Origin of the sequence: Lapillicoccus jejuensis (assembly GCF_006715055.1) — a bacterium.
In the GTDB taxonomy this organism is placed as follows: domain Bacteria; phylum Actinomycetota; class Actinomycetes; order Actinomycetales; family Dermatophilaceae; genus Lapillicoccus; species Lapillicoccus jejuensis.
On sequence record NZ_VFMN01000001.1, the window covers coordinates 1649548 to 1666988 of the forward strand.

Below are 17441 nucleotides of genomic sequence, written 5' to 3' on the forward strand. Positions count from 1 at the left end.
CGTCACGACCGGACGAGGTCGGCGTAGTCCGGGTGCCGCTCGATCCACGCCCTGATGAACGGGCAGAGCGGCACGACGGCGAGCCCGCGGGCCCGGACGTCGTCGAGCGCGCCACGCGCCAGCGCCCCGCCGATCCCCTGGCCCTCGAAGGCGGGATCGACCTCGGTGTGGGTGAAGACGACGGCGTCCGGCTGCAGCCGGTAGGCGGCGAAGCCGGCGAGCCCGCCGCCGAGCAGGGCGTCGTACCGGCTCTGCGCGGGGTCGTCCTGGACGGTGACGTCGGCCATGGGCCGATGCTGCCAGAGGCGGCGTGCGAGGTGTCGCCCGGAGGTCGACAAGAATTTGCCGTCCTCCCGGCGCGGATGGGGCGTTCTCCCAGCGTCCTCGCAGCAGGCCGCGACAGGTTCGACCCGGCCCCGACGGACGGTCGGGCCCCGCCTGCCCGGAGGAGAACCATGTCCCGTCGGTCGTCCTTGTCCGCCCCACGCCGCCTGGCCGCGGCGTCCGCCGCCGTCGCGCTCGGCGTCGGCGCCCTGCTCGCCGGGGGAGGCGCGGTCGCCTCGGCCTCCGCCCCCGCCCGGGCCACCACGGCCACGCCGCCACTGCCGAAGATCGGCCACGTCTGGACGATCATCTTCGAGAACAAGTCGTTCGAGTCGACCTTCACCGGCCTCAACCAGAACGACTACCTGTGGAAGACCCTGCCGTCGTACGGCGAGCTGCTGCGCCAGTACTACGGCACCGGCCACTACTCGCTCGACAACTACATCAGCCTCGTCTCCGGTCAGGCGCCCGCGCCGGCCAACCAGGCCGACTGCCCGCAGTACGTGAACGTCGCGCCCGGCTTCCCCGCGCCCGACGGCCAGACCTACGCCTCCACCGGCTGCGTCTACCCGAAGCAGGTCAAGACGCTCTTCAACCAGCTCGACCAGGTCGGCAAGACCTGGAAGGTCTACGCGCAGGACATGGGCAACGACCCGACCCGCGAGAACCCGTACCAGTGCGGCATCCCCGGCATCCCCGACGGCGCCGGCGTCCCGGACCCGGGCGGCGCGACCCCGACCGACCAGTACGTGCCGAAGCACAACCCGGCCGCGTGGTTCCACTCGATGATCGACTCGCCGCGCGACTGCAAGCGGGTCGTGCCGCTCGACGGCTACGCCGCGACGACCGGGCACGCCGCCATCCCGAGCATCGCCGACGACCTCAAGAGCGTCGACACGACCCCGGCGATGTCGTGGATCACGCCGAACAACTGCTCGGACGCGCACGACGCGACCTGCAAGGGCGACAACCTCTCCGGTGACCCGAACAACCACCAGGGCGGGCTCTACGCGGCCGATCGTTTCCTGGAGAAGTACATCCCGATGATCATGCAGTCCCCGGCCTTCCAGAAGGACGGCATGATCCAGGTCCTCTTCGACGAGGCCTTCCCGCCCTACAAGATGTACGGCAACTCGATCGCCGACGCGGCCTACGCCGGCGACGCGGGGCTCGGCACCGACTCGGCCACCGGCAACCCGGTCCAGGCCGAGGCGAACACCGCCCAGTCCGTCATCGCCTGCTGCAACGAGCTGCCCGGCCCGAACACCACGCAGCCCGGCTTCCAGGCCTTCAACCAGGACACCACCCCCGGCGGCGGCATCACGGGCGCGGTCTTCATCAGCCGCTTCATCACGCCGGGCTCGGTGAGCGACCAGCCCTACAACCACTACAGCTGGCTGCGCAGCATGGAGGACCTCTTCGGGGTCACCTCCGGCGGGGCGGACGGCGCCGGGCACCTCGGGTACGCCGGCCAGGACGGCCTGCGCACCTTCGGCGCCGACGTCTACACCAACCGCTCCGGCCGGGCCCTGCAGCCCGCCCCCATGGGCAGCTCGGTCTACCCGGCGACCGCGACGGCGGCCGAGGCCCCGTCGCCCAAGGTCGTGCACGCCGCCGTCCCCGTGGGGTCGCACTGAACGCCGTACGGCGTCTCGCCGTCGCCGGTCTGCTCGTGGCCGGCGCCGGCTGGATCGCCGGGTGCACCACGTCGTCCCCGCCGGCCGCCACCGCCACCACGTCGGTGAGCGCCCAGCAGGTCGTCGCCTCGCTCGGTGCGGTGCCCATCCCGACGCCCGGCACGGAGCAGGCGCCGGCCACCGCCCGGCCCGGCCACCCGGCCGTGCTGGCGATGGGCGACCGGGTCGTCGTCGTGCAGAAGTCGGGGGCGACCGTCCTCGCCGAGGCCCTCGGGCCCCAGCAGGACACGATGAACCCGATCATCCCGACGCCGGGCAAGCCGCCGCCGTCGACGCCGGCGACGATCCAGCTGCAGGTGAAGGACACCGGTCGCACGCCGGTGACCCTGCACACGGCCGACCTCGTCTCGCGCGACGACACCGGCGCGACCATCCGGCTCACGCCGGTCGGGGCCTCGTCGGTGACCGTCGCGCCGGGCCGCCAGGCGACGGTCACGGTGCGCGGGACCTTCCAGAGCAGCTCGGCCCAGGTGACGTGGAGCCCCGACGGGGTCCCGCTCGCCGTGTGGGACTTCACCATCGAGCTCGACTGATCACCTCCGTCACGCGCGGGGCCCGGCATAGTGCCGGGCCCTGCGTCGTTGAGCGGACGTGCCCCAGCAGACCTCCGCGCAGACCGTCGTCACCGCGATCCACGTGGCGCCTGGCACCCGGCTACCGACGAAGAGCGTCACGTCCGTCGAGGCCGAGGAGGGGCGTGGCCTGGTCGGCGACCGTTACCACGGCAGCCGGCACCGGCACGTGACCGTGCAGCGCCAGCAGGACCTCGACGCCGCCGCGGCCGACCTCGGTCGGCCCGTCGACCCCGGGCTGACCCGTCGCAACGTCACCGTCTCGGGCCCGGACCGGCTGCCCACCCGTCCGGGCGAGCGGCTGCGGGTCGGCGACGTCGAGCTCGAGGTCGTCCGCAAGGCGGCGCCGTGCCGGCTGCTCGACGACGGGCTCGGTCCGGGGGCCGCGCGCGCGATGCACGAGCGAGGCGGGACGGTCTTCCGGCTGCTGTCGTCGGGGACGATCAGCGTCGGCGACCTCGTCGAGCAGCCCGCCACCGAGCGGACGGACGAGACCGCCTGACGGGACGCCGTACGGGGTGCACGAGGACGGCCCGCGGGGTACGTGGCCGGTCATGGACCGCACGCAGCTCGAGCGCATCAGGACCGGCCACGGCTTCTTCGCCGCGTTGGACCAGAGCGGGGGCAGCACCCCGAAGGCGCTCGCGGAGTACGGCGTGGACGAGGACCGGTGGTCCAGTGACGCCGAGATGTTCGACCTCGTCCACGCCATGCGGACCCGGGTCGTCACCGACCCCGCCTTCGACGGCCGGCGCGTCCTCGCCGCGATCCTCTTCGAGCAGACGATGGACCGCGAGGTCGAGGGGCTGCCGACCGGTCGCTACCTGTGGGAGCGGCGGCAGGTCGTGCCGTTCCTCAAGGTCGACAAGGGTCTGGCCGACGAGGCGCAGGGCGTGCAGCTGATGAAGCCGATCGACACCCTCGACGACCTGCTCGAGCGGGCCGTCGCGCACGGCATGCTCGGCACGAAGATGCGTTCGGTCGTCCACGACGCCGACGAGGCCGGCATCCGCGCGATCGTCCAGCAGCAGCTGGAAGTCGGCGGGCGGATCGCCGCCGCCGGCCTCGCGCCGATCCTCGAGCCCGAGGTGAGCATCGACAGCCCGCACAAGGAGGAGGCCGAGCAGCTGCTGCACGACGCCCTCCTGGAGGGCGTGCAGGCGCTGCCCGACGACGCGACGTACCTGCTCAAGCTGACCATCCCGACGCAGCCCGGCCTGTACGCCGACCTGGCCGCCGACCCGCGGGTCGTGCGGGTGCTGGCGCTGTCGGGCGGCTACGACCGCGACGAGGCGTGCGAGCGGCTGCGTCACGAGCCGGCGATGATCGCCAGCTTCTCGCGAGCCCTGCTGGAAGGGCTGCGCGACGACCAGTCCGACGAGGAGTTCTCGGCGACGCTCGAGCGCTCGGTCGAGGAGATCCACCGGGCGTCGGTCGACAAGACCTGACCGCGCCCGGCGGCCCGTTCTCGGCCGACCCTCGCCGGTCAGACCTGGCCGAAGCCGATGATCGCGGCGACGAGCGACAGCACGCCGAGGACCGCGGGCGCGGCCGGCGACTCCTTGCGGCGCACGTGGACGACGACCGCGCCGACCATGACGGCCGCGAGGCCGAGGGCGGCGAGCGGGCTGAGGACGGGGGCGATACCGAGCAGCTTGGGCAGCACCAGGCCGAGGGCGCCGACGACCTCGAGGGCGCCGATGCCCTTGACGGCGCCGTCGCTGAAGTCGGCCGCCCAGCCCATGCCCTTCTCGGCGAGCGCGGCGCGCGGCTGGGCCAGCTTCATCACGCCGGCGGCGAGGAACGCGAGGGCGAGGACCGCGTCGAGGACCCAGGAGACGACGTTCATGTGGAGCTCCGATGAGTGAACTGGTTCGAGCAAGTGGACGATAGCCAGGAACTACTTCAACGCTCAAGTTCTTCCCGGCTCGACGACCGGCACACTGTCGACGTGCCCCGACCCCGATGGCTGACCCCGCAGGAGCGCGAGCTCTGGCTCGTCCTCAACCTGCTGACCGAGGGGCTGCAGGCCGGCGTCGACGCCCAGCTGCGCCGCGACCACGGGCTGACCCAGTTCGAGTACTACGCGCTCGTCCGGCTCAGCGGGTCACCGGACCGGACGGCGTCGATGAGCGACCTGGCCGGGATGGTCAACGGGTCGCTCTCCCGGCTCTCGCACGCCGTGGGTCGGCTCGAGACCCGGGGGTGGGTGCTGCGCCGGCCGTCCGAGCAGGACCGGCGCACCTCGCTGCTCACCCTCACCGACACCGGGTACGACGCACTGGCCGCCGCGGCCCCCTCCCACGTCGAGCAGGTGCGGCGGCTCGTCTTCGACCGGCTGGATCCCGGCTCCGTCCCCCGCCTGGTCGAGCTGCTCCGGCAGATGCTCGACCCGGAGCGGAGGGCCCTCGTCGACGACGTCAAGCACCGACCGTGACGTTGCACTGATCGTCGCATCGTGCAAAAATACACGATGTGACGATCAGTGCAACGAGTGCGGGACCCGCTCCCGGTCTCCGGGAGCAGAAGCGGACGGCCACCCGAGCCGCCCTCGCGCGGGCGACCCTGCGTCTGGCCGCCGAGCACGGGTGGTCCACCGTCACGATCGAGCAGATCTGCGACGAGGTCGGCGTCTCCCGCCGGACGTTCTTCAACTACTTCCCCTCCAGGGAGGACGCGCTCCTCGACCGGGACGGCCGCGGCCTGCCCGAGGCGCTCGCCGAGCCCTTCGTGACCGCCGGCGCCGACGCCCCGCGCGGACCGAGCGGGCTGAGCGCCGGGCTCGTCGACGACCTCGTCGACGTCATGGGGGCGATGGCCGAGCGGCTGCCCGACCGGGACCTCTTCGAGGACCTGCAGCGCGCGATCGACAAGGACCCGCGCGTCCTCGTCGTCCTGCGCGACGTCGGCCAGCGCTCGATGGACGACCTCGCCGCCCTCGTGGCCCGTCGCGAGGGCGTCCCCGCCGACGACCCCCGGGTGCAGGCCGTCAGCGGGCTCGTCGCTGTGCTCGGGCACCGCTCGATCCTCGACCACGTCGAGGGCCGCACCACCCGCAGCTTCCGCGAGGTCCTCCAGGGCCACGTGGACCTCGCCCGCGCGCTGCTCACCGGCTGACCGGTCGGCACCCGCGGTTTCACCGTCCTCGCACCGCACCATCCCCCGCCCGCGCAGCGTCGCGCGGTCACCCCCCTGCGCCCGCCGCGACGCCGTACCCCCGAGGTCACCCATGTCCGCCACCGCCACCGCCGAGGGCAGCGCCCCGCCGCTGCTGCTCACGCCCCGCCGCATCTGGATCATCTTCTCGGCGCTCATCGCCGGGATGCTGCTCTCCAGCCTCGACCAGACCATCGTCTCCACGGCGATGCCGACCATCGTCGGCAAGCTGGGCGGCGTCGAGAACCAGGCCTGGATCACCACCGCCTACCTGCTCGCGACGACCATCGTCATGCCGATCTACGGCAAGTTCGGCGACGTCCTCGGCCGGCGCACCCTCTTCCTCGCCGCCATCGGCATCTTCACGGTCGCGTCGCTGGCCTGCTCGCTCGCGACGAGCTTCTGGCCCTTCGTCGTCTTCCGCGCCATCCAGGGCCTCGGCGGCGGCGGGCTGATGATCCTGTCCCAGGCGATCATCGCCGACATCGTCCCGGCCAACGAGCGCGGCAAGTACATGGGCCCGCTCGGCGGGATCTTCGGGCTGTCGGCCGTCGCCGGGCCGCTGCTCGGCGGGTTCTTCGTCGACCACCTGTCCTGGGAATGGTGCTTCTACATCAACGTGCCGGTCGGCATCGCCGCGTTCGCCATCTCGTACGTCGCCCTCACCCTCCCGGGCCACCGGGCCACGAAGAAGATCGACGTCGCCGGCGTCGTGCTGCTGTCGCTCGCGACGACCTGCATGATCTTCTTCACCGACTTCGGCGGGAAGCCCGACCACGGCTGGACCTCGCCGCTCACCCTGGCCTTCGGTGTCGGGCTCGTCGCGGCCGTCGCCGGGTTCATCGTGGCCGAGAGGCGCGCCGAGGACCCGATCATCCCGCTGTCGCTGTTCAGGAACCGGGTCTTCGTCAGCAACACCGCGATCGGCTTCATGCTCGGTCTGGGGATGTTCTCCGCCATCGCGTTCGTCCCCACCTTCCTGCAGATGTCGAGCGGGACGTCAGCGGCCGTCTCCGGCCTGCTCATGCTGCCGATGATGGCGGGGCTCATGCTCACCGCGATCGGGTCGGGTCTCGCCATCACCCGCACCGGCCGCTACCGGATCTACCCGGCCGTGGGGGCGGCCGTCGTCATCGCGGCCATGCTGTGGATGACGACGCTGGCCGCCAGCACGCCGATCTGGGTCATCTGCACGATGCTCTTCGTCTTCGGCCTGGGGCTCGGCCTCATCATGCAGGTCATCGTCCTCGTCGTGCAGAACTCGGTCGCGCCGGCGATGGTCGGCGTCGCGACCTCGACGAACAACTACTTCCGCGAGGTCGGTGCCTCGCTCGGCGTCGCCGTGTTCGGCACGATCTTCACGACGCGGCTGTCGGACGCGCTGCGCAGCGCGTTCGCCGGCGCCGGGGCCGACCCGAGCACCGCGCAGAGCTCGGCCGCCAGCCTCGACCCGGCCACGCTGAACCAGCTGCCCGATCAGCTGCGGACGCTCATCGTCAGCGCCTACGCCGACTCCCTCGCGCCGGTGTTCTGGTACCTCATCCCCTTCCTCGTCGTCGCCTTCCTCCTCGCGCTGACCGTCAAGGAGATCCCGCTGTCGACGCAGTCCGGGCTCGTCGCGCGCGGCGAGGCCGTCGGCGGCGAGGAGGCCGCCCGCCTCGAGGCCGAGCAGCGTGCCGCCCGCACCGGTGCGCCCGCCGCGTCGGGCCCGAGCGGGACCGATCGCGAGGAGACCCCGCTCCGCTCCTGAGCGCCGCCGTACGGGCGGGGGCTGCGCTGAGATCCATCAATTGGTGGATCTCAGCAGCACTCGTACCGGGCGCTGTGCTGACCGCCAGCAATTGATGGATCTCAGCAGTACCGGCGCGGGGCGCGCTGAGCAGGCTGCCACCACGGGGTGGGCGTCAGCGGGACGGGACGGGGACGACACGGCCCCCGACCACCGTGGTGGTCGGGGGCCGTCGTACGGCGTCGCCTCAGGTCACTCGGCGACGAGCTCGACCGGGATGTTGCCGCGGGTGGCGTTGGAGTACGGGCAGACCTGGTGGGTCGCCTCGAGCAGCTGCTGGCCCTGCTCGGCCGAGATGCTGTCCGGGAACTCGGTGCGCAGCACGACGTCGAGGCCGTAGCCCGGGCCGCCCTCGAGGGGGCTGAGCCCGACCTCGGCGGTGATCGAGACGTCGGAGACGTCGAGCTTCATCCCGCGGGCGACCATCTTCATGGCGCTGGCGAAGCAGGCGGCGTAGCCCGCGGCGAAGAGCTGCTCGGGGTTCGTGCCGGTGCCGTCCTGCCCGGGCGGGGTGAGGGTGACGTCGAGCCGGCCGTCCGAGCTGACGGCACGGCCGTCACGGCCGCTCGCGGTGGCGACGGCGGTGTAGATGCGGGCCATGGTGCTCCTCCTGGGGTAGACAGGTCTGTCTGCTTCGACCTCAGACTAGACAGACCTGTCTGTTACCGTCAACTCATGGCCACCGTCCCCGCCCGCGACCGTCTCGTCGGCACCGCGACGGCGCTCTTCTACGGGCACGGCATCCACGCCGTGGGGATCGACCGGATCATCGCCGAGGCCGGCGTCGCGAAGGCGACCTTCTACCACCACTTCCCGACCAAGGACGCGCTCGTCGCGGCCTACCTCACCGACCAGAGCCGGCTCCAGCGCGAGGCGATGGCCGGGCTCGCCGACCTCGCCCCGCGCGACGCGCTGCTCGCGTTCTTCGACGCGGTCGCCGACTCCACCCGCGACCCCGTCTTCCGCGGGTGCCAGTTCGTCAACGCGGCCGCCGAGTTCCCCGACCCCGGGCACCCCGTACGGCGCGTCGTCGCCGAGCACCGCGCCTGGCTGCGCGGCGTGCTGCGCGACTGGCTCGTCGCCGACGGCTGCGACGACCCGGACGTCGTCGCCGACCTGCTCGTCGTCGTGCGGGACGGCATCGTCGTCGGGGGCGACCTCGACGGCACCGACCGGGTCCGGGCGGTCGTCCGGGCCGCCGTCGAGCGGGTCCTCGGGCCGGACCGCGAGGGCTAGCCCCAGTTCTTCGCGTCGGTGAGGCAGAAGGGGTGCCCGCTGGGGTCGACGAGCACCCGCCACGTCTCCCCGCCCTGCGGGTCCGCGACGGTGGCCCCCAGCTCGACGGCCCGCGCCTCGGTGGCCGCGATGTCCTCGCAGGCCAGGTCGAGGTGGAACTGCTTCGAGCCGTGGGTGTTGGGCCAGGCCGGGGCCTCGTAGTCCTCGAGGGTGCCGAAGCCGACCCGCAGCCCCGAGCCGTCGGCGAGCATCGCGTAGCCGTCACCGCTCATAACGACCTCCCAACCCATGAGGCCGGACCAGAACTCCGCCGCCCGCGCCGCGTCCGCGCAGTCGATGGTCAGCATGCCGAGGGTGGGTCGGGCGCTCATGGGTGCTCCTCCGAGAGTGGTCGGGCGTCGCCGTCGACGCCCGTGCTCGCGCCCACGCTAGGCCCGGCCACCGACACCGTGGGGGTCCGGGTGTGAGCCGGGCCACAGCCTGTCGGGTCGGGGATGACGAGCGGGTACGTGCCGGTTGCCACCACTGGATGATTCGTCAACTACCGGGCCCCGCCCGGACGCAGGAAGGACCTCGATGAGCACCACCCCCGAGCAGCAGTCCCCCGCCCTCCAGCCCGCCACCGTCGGTGCCTGGACGCTGCCGCAGCGCTTCGTCATGGCGCCGCTCACCCGCAACCGCGCCGGTGAGGGCGGGGTCCCGACCGAGCTCAACGTCGAGTACTACCGCCAGCGCGCCACCGCCGGCCTCATCATCACCGAGGGCACCCAGCCGTCCGCGGTCGGCCAGGGCTACCTCGACACCCCCGGCATCCACTCCGACGAGCAGGTCCGGGGCTGGCGCGCCGTCACCGACGCGGTCCACGCCGAGGGCGGGCGGATCGTCGTCCAGCTCATGCATGCCGGTCGCATCGCCCACCCGGACAACAAGAACGGCCTCGAGTCGGTCGCGCCGAGCGCCATCGCCGCGCCGGGCCAGATGGTCACCGCCGACGGGCAGAAGGACCACCCGACCCCGCGGGCCCTCGACACCGACGAGATCCCCGGCATCGTCGAGGACTTCGTGCACGCCTCCCGCCAGGCGATCGCCGCCGGCTTCGACGGCGTCGAGATCCACGCCGCCAACGGCTACCTGCTGCACCAGTTCCTCGCGCCGTCGAGCAACACCCGCACCGACGCGTACGGCGGCTCGCCCCAGAACCGCGCGCGCCTCACCGTCGAGGTCACCCGGGCCGTCGCCGACGCGATCGGCGCCGAGCGCGTCGGGATCCGCATCTCGCCCGCCCACAACATCCAGGGTGTCCTCGAGGAGGACGCGGCCGACGTCGTCGCGACGTACGAGGCCGTCGTCGAGGGCATCGCGCCGCTCGGCCTGGCCTACCTCAGCATCCTCGCCGACCCGCGCTCGGACCTCGTACGCGACCTGCGCAAGCGGTTCGCCGGACCGGTGGTCCTCAACTCCGGCTTCTCGTCGGTCACCCAGCTCTCCGACGTCGAGCAGATCCTCGACGAGGACCTCGGTGACCTCGTCGCCGTCGGCCGCGAGTTCCTCGCCAACCCCGACCTCGCCCGCCGCTGGCGCGAGGGCCTGCCGCTCAACGAGCCGAACGACAAGACGTTCTACGGCGGCGGCGCCGAGGGCTACACCGACTACCCCTTCGCCGCGGCCTGACCGATCCTGGTGCCGTGACCGACGTCGACTCCTGGCAGGGCCCCCTCCTCGCTGCGGAGGGGGCCCCGCTGCGCGGTCCGGCGATCATGAACCAGTGGTGGCACGACCTGTGCTTCCTGCACTGGCGCGTCGACCCGGACCTCGTGCGCCCGCACCTGCCGCGCGGCGTCCGGCCCGACGTCGACGCCGACGGGTCCGCGTGGGTCGGGCTCATCCCGTTCCGGATGGTCGGGGCGGGCGTCGGTCCCCGGTGGCCCGCGCCGTACCTCGGCACCTTCCTCGAGCTCAACGTGCGCACGTACGGCGTCGACGACGCGGGCCGGCACGGCGTCGTCTTCTGCTCGCTCGAGGCCCAGCGCGCCGCGGTGGTGGCGGGCGCGCGGGCCGTGTTCGGGACGGCGTACATGTGGTCGCGGATGCGTCTGGAGCGGCGCCACCCCGGGCCCGACCGCGAGGTGCTCGACTGGCGCAGCCGACGGCTGCCGCCGCACTCCCCGCGGGCGACGAGCCGGATCGTCGTCGAGACCGGCGACCGTCTGGCCGAGCCGACCGCGCTCGACCACTTCCTCACCGCCCGCTTCGGTCTGCACACCACGGTCCTCGGCCGCACGCTGTGGGTGCCCAACACGCACTCCGCGTGGCCGCTGCACGCGGCCCGACTGCTCGACCTCGACGACGGGCTGCTCGCCGCGGCCGGGTTCCCCGGTCTCGCCGACCGCGAGCCCGACGTCGTGCGCTGGTCGCCGGGGGTCCGGACGTGGTTCGGCATGCCGCAGCGCGTCGACGTCCCGTGAGCCACCCGACGCTGGCGGCGCTCGTGCTGGCCGCGACCGCGCTGCACGCCGGGTTCCAGGTCACCGTGACGGCGCTGGTCTACCCGGCGCTGCTCGCCGACGGGCGCGACTGGACCGCCCGGCACGCCCGGCACAGCCGCCGCATCACCCCGCTCGTCGGGGCGACGTACGTCGTCCTGCTCGCCGTCGGGGTCCCCGCCCTGCTCACCTCCCTCGGCTGGGGCGTGGCCGTGGCGGCGGTCGGCGCCGTGGTCAGCCTCGCGACGACGGCCGTCGTCGCGGCCCCGCTGCACGGGCGCCTCGGTCGGGGCTGGGACCCGGCGCTGGCGCACCGGCTGCTGGTCGCCGACCGGGTCCGGGCCGTCGGTGCGGTGGTCGCGCTCGCCGGCGGCGTGCTCGCCGTCGCCACCGGCTGACCTTCCCCGGACGACGGCGGGCGGCCTAGGGTCCGGGGGATGGCGCACCCGCAGATGTTCGACGACGACGACCCGGTGCTGGCCCGTGTCCGGGTCCTCGCGCTCGGGCTGCCGGAGGCCAGGGAGAAGGTGTCGCACGGCCGACCGGCGTTCTACACCGGCAAGGTCTTCGCCTACTACGGCGGCTCGACCCGGGTCGACGGCCGGTGGGTCAGCCACGACCGGTCGCTCATGGTCCTGCCCGACGAGGGCGACCGTCGTGCGCTCCAGGAGGACCCACGCGTCTACGTCCCCGCCTACCTCGGCCCGTCCGGCTGGCTCGGGATCGAGCTGCCGGGCGCCCGTGGGTCGAAGGCCGCCTGGGCCGAGGTCGCCGAGCTGCTCGACGCGTCGTACCGGCGCACCGCCCCGGCCCGGCTGGTCCGCACGCTGGCCTCGCCGGACTAGGTCGGGCTTCGCCGGACAACGGTTCTCCGGCGGAGGCGGACATTATCGGGCGACCCGATAAAGTCCAGGACCTCAGACGAGCTCGGGGGGGACGTACGTCGCGTCGGCGGCCTTCTGCGCGGCCCAGATCCGGGGCGGGACCTGGGGGCTGCCGGCGCTCGTCTGGTCGTACTCCTCGCGGACCTCGTCGAGCCGGGCGCGCAGGTCGGGGTCGGTCAGGCCCAGCGCACCGAGCTCGCCGAGCCGGCGGCGGACCACACCGAAGCGGCGCGACGCGGTCTCGTGCGCGAGGCGCCGGTCGTCGAGGCGCAGGAAGGTCTGCAGCGCGGTGAGCGACGCGGCGAGCAGGCTGACCAGGGCGATGACCCACCGGTGACCCGCGAAGGCGTCGGCGGCGAGCGCGCTGCCGGCGACGAGACCGAGGACCACCGGCGGGATCCCGAGGAGCAGGAACGTCGTCCGGGCCCGCGCCGCCGCCCGCGCGTGCGCCTCCTGCGCGGTGCGCGCGCGGCGGTACCAGGCGAGGACCAGCGCCCGGGCCGCCTCCTCGTCGCCGCTCGCCGGACCCGTCACCCGTGGGGCACCGCGATGTTGGCCATCCACGGGACGCCGAACCGGTCGGTGAGCGTGCCGTACTCGTCGCCCCACGGCATCGGCGTCAGCGGCATCTCGACGGTGCCGCCCTCGCCCAGCGCGGCGAAGAACCCGCGCAGCTTCTCGGTGTCGTCGCCGCTGAGCGAGATGGTCGAGCGGCCCTCGGGCAGCGGCATGTGCTCCGGCACGTCGGAGCCCATGAGGACGTAGCCGTCCGGGGTGGTCAGCTGGGCGTGCATGAGCCAGTCGCCGGGCGCGCCCTCCATCCCGAACTCCTCGAAGCGCGTCGTGGTGAGGTCGCCGCCGAAGACGGACCGGTAGAACTCCATCGCCTCGGCGGCCTGGCCGCGGAACGCGAGGTAGGGGTTGAGCGAGCTGGACATGTCGACTCCCTGGTCTCGGTGCCACCCCCGCCCGAGGTGGTGCGCGGAAGACTAGTGGCGGGCGGGGACATCGGGGCGGGCCCCGACGCCGCCGACCGCACCGCTGACCCGGCGCAGGCTCGCCCGCATCGTCTCGAGGGTGAGCGCGAAGTGCGCCTGCGCGCACCGGCCGGCCGCGTCGGCCTCGCCGCGGACGATGTGACCGACGAGCTCCTCGTGCTGGTGGCGCGCCTCGTCGAGGAAACCCGGCTCGTAGGGCTCGGCCCCGAAGCCCAGGGTCGCCTCGGCGGTGAGGTGCGCGCTGAGCGTCGTCAGGTGCGGGTTGCGCGCGGCCTCGCAGACCAGCCCGTGCAGCCGGCGGTCGATCGCGCGCGCGTCGATCATCGAGCGCGCCGAGCGGAAGTCCTCGAGCGCCTCGCGCAGGCTCGAGCAGTCGTCAGCGGTACGACGCTCCGCCGCCGCGCGGGCGATCATGCCCTCGACGAGGCAGCGGTAGTCGAACAGGTCGCGCAGCCGCGGCAGCTCGACCTCGAGGGTGCGCCGGGCCGTGTCGGGCGCGACGTGCTCCCAGGACGCGGAGGAGACGAAGCTGCCGCCGCCGCGGCCGCGGCGGACCTCGATGAGCCCGAGGTCGGCGACCGCCTGCAGCGCCTGCCGCAGGGTGGCGCGGCTGACGCCGAGCTGCTCGGCGAGCTCGCGCTCGGGCGGCAGCCGCTCGCCGGGGGAGAAGGTGCCGACGGCGATCCCGGTCACCAGCCGGTCGACGAGCGAGGTCGCGACCGGCGCGCGGGTACGACGCCCCGCCACCAGCTCGTGCCCTCCGCCCACGGCCGGAGACTACACAGGACGCGAAAGGTATTGTCTCCAGACCTTTACGGTGCTTGACTGCGCGACGTCCCGACCCGTCCCCGCACCTCAGCGCAGGAGGCCTCGTGCCCATCACCGTCGACAGCCGCTTCCCCGACGCCACCACCACCGGCCGGCTCCGCACCGAGCACGGCGAGACCTGGTACCGCGTGACCGGCGAGCTCACCCCCGGCGAGGGCCCCGCGCCCCTCGTCGTCCTGCACGGCGGCCCCGGCGCCGCGCACAACTACACGCTGATGATGGCCAACCTCTCCGCCGACGGCCGCGCCGTCGTCCACTACGACCAGCTCGGCTGCGGCGAGAGCACCCACCGGCCCGACGCCCCCGCCGACTTCTGGACGGTCGAGCTGTTCGTCGCCGAGCTGCGCGCCCTCGTCGAGCACCTCGGCATCGGCGACCGCTTCCACCTGCTCGGCCAGTCCTGGGGCGGGATGCTCGCGCCCGAGGTCGTCCTCGCCGACGAGCGCGGCGTCCTCAGCCTGACCATCTGCGACTCGCCCGCCTCGATGGCGCTGTGGCTCTCGGCCGCGAACGCCCTGCGCGAGGAGCTGCCGGCCGACGTGCAGCAGACGCTGCTGCGCCACGAGGAGGCCGGCACCACCGACTCGCCGGAGTACCTCGAGGCCATGCAGGTCTTCTACGACCGGCACGTGTGCCGCGTCGTGCCCAACCCGCCCGAGGTCACCGACTCCTTCGCCCAGATCGAGGAGGAGCCGACGGTCTACCACACGATGAACGGGCCCTCCGAGTTCCACGTCGTCGGCACCCTCAAGGAGTGGAGCGTCGCCGAGCGCGTCGGTGGCATCCGCGTCCCGACCCTCGTCGTCGCCGGCGCCCACGACGAGGCGCGACCCGAGGTGTGGGCCCCCTTCGTCGACGGCATCCCCGGCGCGGTCAGCCACGTCTTCCCCGAGTCGAGCCACATGCCCCACGTCGAGGAGCCCGAGGCGTTCCAGCAGGTGGTCGGCGACTTCCTGCGCGCCCACGACGGCGGTGCCCGATGACCGACGCCCCCCGCGCCCGGACCACCGTGGGCGACACGGCCGACCACGGGCTCGAGCAGTTCGGCTACAAGCAGGAGCTGAGCCGCGGCCTGTCCACGACCGACCTCGTCGTCTACGGCCTGGTCTTCATGGTGCCGATCGCCCCCTGGGCGATCTACGGCACCGTCTACAACGAGGCGAACGGCATGGTGCCGCTCGTCTACCTCATCGGCCTCGTCGCCATGGTCTTCACCGCGTCGTCGTACGCGCAGATGTCGCGCGCCTTCCCCATCGCCGGCTCCGTCTACTCGTACGTCGGCCGCGGGATCCACCCGCAGCTCGGCTTCCTCGCGGGCTGGACGATCCTGCTCGACTACCTGCTCGTGCCGACGCTGCTCTACGTCTTCGCCGCCGAGTCGATGGTCGGCATCTTCCCGGGCGTCCCGCGCTGGGTGTGGGTCGTCGTCTTCCTCGCGGCCAACACCGCGGTCAACTACATCGGGATCTCGTTCACGGCGCTGGTCAACCGGCTCTTCCTCGTCGCCGAGGTCCTCTTCATCGTCATCTTCGTCGTCATGGCCGTCGTCGCCGTCGCCAAGGGCACCAGCGGCGCCGAGTTCACGACCAAGCCGCTCTTCGACTCCGCGACCTTCAGCCCCGGCCTCGTCGCGACGGCGCTGTCGATCGCGGTGCTGTCCTTCCTCGGCTTCGACGGGATCGCCACGCTGTCGGAGGAGACCAAGGGCGGTCGCGGGTCGGCCGGGTTCGCGATGATCACCGGTCTGGTCATCGTCGCCTTCTTCTTCGTCACGCAGACCTGGCTCGCCGGGATGCTCGTCCCGACGACGACGCAGTTCGAGGGGGACTCGGCCAACAACGCGTTCTTCGACATCGTGCAGAAGGTCAGCAACCACGGGTGGCAGATCGCCTTCTTCGCCATGAACGCGCTCGCCGTCGGCATCGCCAACGCCGTCGCGGCGCAGTCGGCCACGTCCCGGCTGCTGTTCTCGATGGCCCGCGACGGGCGGCTGCCGCGCTTCCTCGCCCACATCTCGCCGCGCAAGGTGCCCGAGCGGGCGATCCTCCTGGTCGCCGGGCTCACCCTCGTCCTCGGTCTCGTCTTCGTCGGCCAGATCGGCACCATCTCGTCGCTCGTCAACTTCGGCGCCCTGACGAGCTTCCTCCTGCTGCACGTCAGCGTCGTCGTGTACTTCGGCGTGCGCCGCGGCTCGCGCAACGTCCTCCTGCACTACGTCTTCCCGGTCATCGGCTTCCTCATCATCGGTTACGTCCTGTGGAACGCCGAGGCGGCCGCGAAGATCGGCGGGATCATCTGGCTCGTCGTCGGCGTCGTCGTCATGCTCTACTACCGCTGGCGCGGGACGGACATCCTCCCCGAGCACGCGTTCGACGCGGACGCGACGGAGGCGACCCGATGACCGACCACTTCCTGGGCAAGGACCTCGGCTCGGCCGGCTTCGACGCCGCCCGCGAGCCCGTCCTCACCGTCCGCCCCGGCGCGGGCGACCGGATCACCTTCGAGACCGACGACGCCGCCTACGCCGAGATGGAGCGGTACGGGGACCTCGCACAGGTCACCGCCACGATCAACCCGGTGACCGGGCCGGTGCTCGTCGAGGGGGCCGAGCCGGGCGACGCGCTCGCGGTCACCATCCACGACATCGCGCTCGCCGAGCAGGGCTGGAGCGTCTACCTGCCCGGCGCCGGCGCGCTGACCGGGCGGATGGGCGAGGCGATCCGGACGAGGCGGATCCCCGTACGGGACGGGGTCGTGCACCTCACCGACACCCTCACCTGCCCGGTCGCGCCGATGATCGGCTGCCTGGGGGTGGCGTCGGCGAGCGGCACGATGTCGACGGTCATGCCGTCGTACCCGACCGGCGGCAACATGGACCTCACGGACGCCCGACCGGGGGCCACGGTCCTGCTGCCCGTCGAGGTGCCCGGCGCGCTGCTGTCGGTCGGTGACCTGCACGCGGTGATGAGCCGCGGCGAGTCGAGCTTCGTCGCCATCGAGATCGCCGGGCGCGCCACGCTGAGCGTCGACCTCGTCAAGGGAGCCGGGCTGCGGACCCCGCGGATCGACACCGGGGACGAGTGGGTGACCGTCGGCCTCGGCGACCCCGTGCAGGACTCGGTGCAGGTGGCCTACGAGGCGATGTTCGACCTGCTGACGCGGGAGCAGGGTCTGGACGACATGGACGCGTACGTCGTCATGTCCGCCCTGGCCCACACCGAGCTCGGCGGCCCCACGGGCAGCGCCGAGCCGGACCCGCTGCACCCGTTCCGACCGGTCGGTGCGGTGACCCTCGCCCGGCTGGCCAAGGCGGCGATCGCCGCGCGGTGAGCGCGTCGTGATCTGCGTGGCCGGTGGTGGCGCCGAGGCAGCGGCGCCACCACCGGGGGCTCCGAGGCGATGGGGGTCTCCTCGGCTCCCTCCGGGTCCGTCGGCGGGCCGACGACCCCGGTCCTGCGCCGCACGGACCGGGTG

Annotated in this window: 22 protein-coding genes; 15 read left to right on the forward strand and 7 right to left on the reverse strand. The window is 72.9% G+C overall.

Features of this window, described 5'->3' with window-relative positions:
• Window positions 1-2: 2 nt before the first annotated feature.
• Complete coding sequence (locus FB458_RS07840) at window positions 3-338, reverse strand: GNAT family N-acetyltransferase (protein ID WP_342778037.1); 336 nt, start codon at window positions 336-338, stop codon at window positions 3-5.
• Window positions 339-455: 117 nt separating this feature from the next.
• Here FB458_RS07840 and FB458_RS07845 point away from each other — a divergent pair, with 117 nt between their 5' ends.
• Genes FB458_RS07845 through FB458_RS07860 form a run of 4 tightly spaced genes read left to right on the forward strand, consistent with a single transcriptional unit; the run spans window position 456 to window position 4041 of the window.
• Complete coding sequence (locus FB458_RS07845) at window positions 456-1961, forward strand: alkaline phosphatase family protein (RefSeq protein ID WP_211355964.1); 1506 nt, start codon at window positions 456-458, stop codon at window positions 1959-1961.
• A gap of 35 nt (window positions 1962-1996) precedes the next feature.
• On the forward strand, window positions 1997-2554 hold the full coding sequence (locus FB458_RS07850; RefSeq protein ID WP_141848006.1) for a hypothetical protein: 558 nt from the start codon (window positions 1997-1999) through the stop codon (window positions 2552-2554).
• Between the two features lie 58 nt (window positions 2555-2612).
• On the forward strand, window positions 2613-3095 hold the full coding sequence (locus FB458_RS07855; RefSeq protein ID WP_141848007.1) for an MOSC domain-containing protein: 483 nt from the start codon (window positions 2613-2615) through the stop codon (window positions 3093-3095).
• A gap of 52 nt (window positions 3096-3147) precedes the next feature.
• On the forward strand, window positions 3148-4041 hold the full coding sequence (locus tag FB458_RS07860; RefSeq protein WP_141848008.1) for a fructose bisphosphate aldolase: 894 nt from the start codon (window positions 3148-3150) through the stop codon (window positions 4039-4041).
• A gap of 38 nt (window positions 4042-4079) precedes the next feature.
• On the opposite strand, the gene FB458_RS07865 is transcribed toward FB458_RS07860, so the two are convergent.
• Window positions 4080-4442 carry a DoxX family protein gene (locus FB458_RS07865; RefSeq protein WP_141848009.1) on the reverse strand — a complete coding sequence of 121 codons (363 nt, stop codon included), beginning with the start codon at window positions 4440-4442 and terminating at the stop codon, window positions 4080-4082.
• Between the two features lie 102 nt (window positions 4443-4544).
• Here FB458_RS07865 and FB458_RS07870 point away from each other — a divergent pair, with 102 nt between their 5' ends.
• The 3 genes from FB458_RS07870 to FB458_RS07880 all read left to right on the forward strand — a co-directional run bounded on the left by FB458_RS07870 (window position 4545) and on the right by FB458_RS07880 (window position 7499).
• The gene (locus tag FB458_RS07870; RefSeq protein WP_141848010.1) at window positions 4545-5030 is read left to right on the forward strand and encodes a MarR family winged helix-turn-helix transcriptional regulator; all 486 of its coding nucleotides are present in this window, start codon (window positions 4545-4547) and stop codon (window positions 5028-5030) included.
• 38 nt (window positions 5031-5068) lie between these two features.
• Complete coding sequence (locus FB458_RS07875; RefSeq protein ID WP_141848011.1) at window positions 5069-5710, forward strand: TetR/AcrR family transcriptional regulator; 642 nt, start codon at window positions 5069-5071, stop codon at window positions 5708-5710.
• 112 nt (window positions 5711-5822) lie between these two features.
• Window positions 5823-7499 carry an MDR family MFS transporter gene (locus FB458_RS07880; protein ID WP_141848012.1) on the forward strand — a complete coding sequence of 559 codons (1677 nt, stop codon included), beginning with the start codon at window positions 5823-5825 and terminating at the stop codon, window positions 7497-7499.
• A gap of 231 nt (window positions 7500-7730) precedes the next feature.
• On the opposite strand, the gene FB458_RS07885 is transcribed toward FB458_RS07880, so the two are convergent.
• The gene (locus FB458_RS07885; RefSeq protein WP_141848013.1) at window positions 7731-8138 is read right to left on the reverse strand and encodes an organic hydroperoxide resistance protein; all 408 of its coding nucleotides are present in this window, start codon (window positions 8136-8138) and stop codon (window positions 7731-7733) included.
• 75 nt (window positions 8139-8213) lie between these two features.
• Here FB458_RS07885 and FB458_RS07890 point away from each other — a divergent pair, with 75 nt between their 5' ends.
• Window positions 8214-8774 (forward strand): TetR/AcrR family transcriptional regulator, encoded by a 561-nt coding sequence (locus tag FB458_RS07890; RefSeq protein ID WP_141848014.1) that lies wholly within the window; start codon window positions 8214-8216, stop codon window positions 8772-8774.
• Here the strand turns inward: FB458_RS07890 and FB458_RS07895 are convergent.
• Window positions 8771-9145: a VOC family protein gene (locus FB458_RS07895; protein ID WP_141848015.1), complete on the reverse strand. Its 375-nt coding sequence runs from the start codon at window positions 9143-9145 to the stop codon at window positions 8771-8773. The genes FB458_RS07890 and FB458_RS07895 overlap by 4 nt on opposite strands.
• 205 nt (window positions 9146-9350) lie before the next feature.
• Between FB458_RS07895 and FB458_RS07900 the strand changes: the two genes are divergently transcribed.
• Genes FB458_RS07900 through FB458_RS07915 form a run of 4 tightly spaced genes read left to right on the forward strand, consistent with a single transcriptional unit; the run spans window position 9351 to window position 12102 of the window.
• Window positions 9351-10445, forward strand: coding sequence for an alkene reductase (locus tag FB458_RS07900; protein WP_141848016.1), 1095 nt, complete (start codon window positions 9351-9353; stop codon window positions 10443-10445).
• Window positions 10446-10459: 14 nt separating this feature from the next.
• Complete coding sequence (locus tag FB458_RS07905) at window positions 10460-11239, forward strand: YqjF family protein (protein WP_246061113.1); 780 nt, start codon at window positions 10460-10462, stop codon at window positions 11237-11239.
• Window positions 11236-11655, forward strand: a complete 420-nt coding sequence (locus tag FB458_RS07910) for a hypothetical protein (RefSeq protein WP_211355965.1) — start codon at window positions 11236-11238, stop codon at window positions 11653-11655. Before FB458_RS07905 ends, FB458_RS07910 begins: the two co-directional genes overlap by 4 nt.
• A gap of 39 nt (window positions 11656-11694) precedes the next feature.
• Window positions 11695-12102 carry an MmcQ/YjbR family DNA-binding protein gene (locus FB458_RS07915; RefSeq protein WP_141848017.1) on the forward strand — a complete coding sequence of 136 codons (408 nt, stop codon included), beginning with the start codon at window positions 11695-11697 and terminating at the stop codon, window positions 12100-12102.
• A 72-nt stretch (window positions 12103-12174) separates the two neighbouring features.
• On the opposite strand, the gene FB458_RS07920 is transcribed toward FB458_RS07915, so the two are convergent.
• From FB458_RS07920 to FB458_RS07930, 3 genes are read right to left on the reverse strand one after another with little or no spacing between them, the layout of a single operon-like run.
• Complete coding sequence (locus tag FB458_RS07920) at window positions 12175-12675, reverse strand: SLATT domain-containing protein (RefSeq protein WP_170185598.1); 501 nt, start codon at window positions 12673-12675, stop codon at window positions 12175-12177.
• Window positions 12672-13079, reverse strand: coding sequence for a VOC family protein (locus FB458_RS07925; RefSeq protein WP_141848019.1), 408 nt, complete (start codon window positions 13077-13079; stop codon window positions 12672-12674). The genes FB458_RS07920 and FB458_RS07925 overlap by 4 nt, the downstream gene beginning before the upstream one ends.
• A 51-nt stretch (window positions 13080-13130) precedes the next feature.
• Window positions 13131-13907, reverse strand: coding sequence for a FadR/GntR family transcriptional regulator (locus FB458_RS07930; RefSeq protein ID WP_141848020.1), 777 nt, complete (start codon window positions 13905-13907; stop codon window positions 13131-13133).
• Between the two features lie 104 nt (window positions 13908-14011).
• Between FB458_RS07930 and FB458_RS07935 the strand changes: the two genes are divergently transcribed.
• From FB458_RS07935 to FB458_RS07945, 3 genes are read left to right on the forward strand one after another with little or no spacing between them, the layout of a single operon-like run.
• Window positions 14012-14950 (forward strand): proline iminopeptidase-family hydrolase, encoded by a 939-nt coding sequence (locus FB458_RS07935; RefSeq protein ID WP_246061114.1) that lies wholly within the window; start codon window positions 14012-14014, stop codon window positions 14948-14950.
• Window positions 14947-16368 carry an APC family permease gene (locus FB458_RS07940; protein ID WP_141848021.1) on the forward strand — a complete coding sequence of 474 codons (1422 nt, stop codon included), beginning with the start codon at window positions 14947-14949 and terminating at the stop codon, window positions 16366-16368. Before FB458_RS07935 ends, FB458_RS07940 begins: the two co-directional genes overlap by 4 nt.
• Entirely contained in the window at window positions 16365-17297 is a 933-nt protein-coding gene (locus FB458_RS07945) for an acetamidase/formamidase family protein (RefSeq protein ID WP_141848022.1), read from the forward strand. Before FB458_RS07940 ends, FB458_RS07945 begins: the two co-directional genes overlap by 4 nt.
• Window positions 17298-17441 lie beyond the last annotated feature (144 nt).

What these genes read in the sequence shown, in the direction of transcription:
- FB458_RS07915 (WP_141848017.1), top strand. Translation starts at nt 11,695, where the DNA reads ATGGCGCACCCGCAGATGTTCGACGACGACGACCCGGTGCTGGCCCGT.
- FB458_RS07860 (WP_141848008.1), top strand. Translation starts at nt 3,148, where the DNA reads ATGGACCGCACGCAGCTCGAGCGCATCAGGACCGGCCACGGCTTCTTC.
- FB458_RS07945 (WP_141848022.1), top strand. Translation starts at nt 16,365, where the DNA reads ATGACCGACCACTTCCTGGGCAAGGACCTCGGCTCGGCCGGCTTCGAC.
- FB458_RS07845 (WP_211355964.1), top strand. Translation starts at nt 456, where the DNA reads ATGTCCCGTCGGTCGTCCTTGTCCGCCCCACGCCGCCTGGCCGCGGCG.
- FB458_RS07940 (WP_141848021.1), top strand. Translation starts at nt 14,947, where the DNA reads ATGACCGACGCCCCCCGCGCCCGGACCACCGTGGGCGACACGGCCGAC.
- FB458_RS07880 (WP_141848012.1), top strand. Translation starts at nt 5,823, where the DNA reads ATGTCCGCCACCGCCACCGCCGAGGGCAGCGCCCCGCCGCTGCTGCTC.
- FB458_RS07925 (WP_141848019.1), bottom strand. Translation starts at nt 13,079, where the DNA reads ATGTCCAGCTCGCTCAACCCCTACCTCGCGTTCCGCGGCCAGGCCGCC.
- FB458_RS07890 (WP_141848014.1), top strand. Translation starts at nt 8,214, where the DNA reads ATGGCCACCGTCCCCGCCCGCGACCGTCTCGTCGGCACCGCGACGGCG.
- FB458_RS07895 (WP_141848015.1), bottom strand. Translation starts at nt 9,145, where the DNA reads ATGAGCGCCCGACCCACCCTCGGCATGCTGACCATCGACTGCGCGGAC.
- FB458_RS07900 (WP_141848016.1), top strand. Translation starts at nt 9,351, where the DNA reads ATGAGCACCACCCCCGAGCAGCAGTCCCCCGCCCTCCAGCCCGCCACC.
- FB458_RS07885 (WP_141848013.1), bottom strand. Translation starts at nt 8,138, where the DNA reads ATGGCCCGCATCTACACCGCCGTCGCCACCGCGAGCGGCCGTGACGGC.
- FB458_RS07865 (WP_141848009.1), bottom strand. Translation starts at nt 4,442, where the DNA reads ATGAACGTCGTCTCCTGGGTCCTCGACGCGGTCCTCGCCCTCGCGTTC.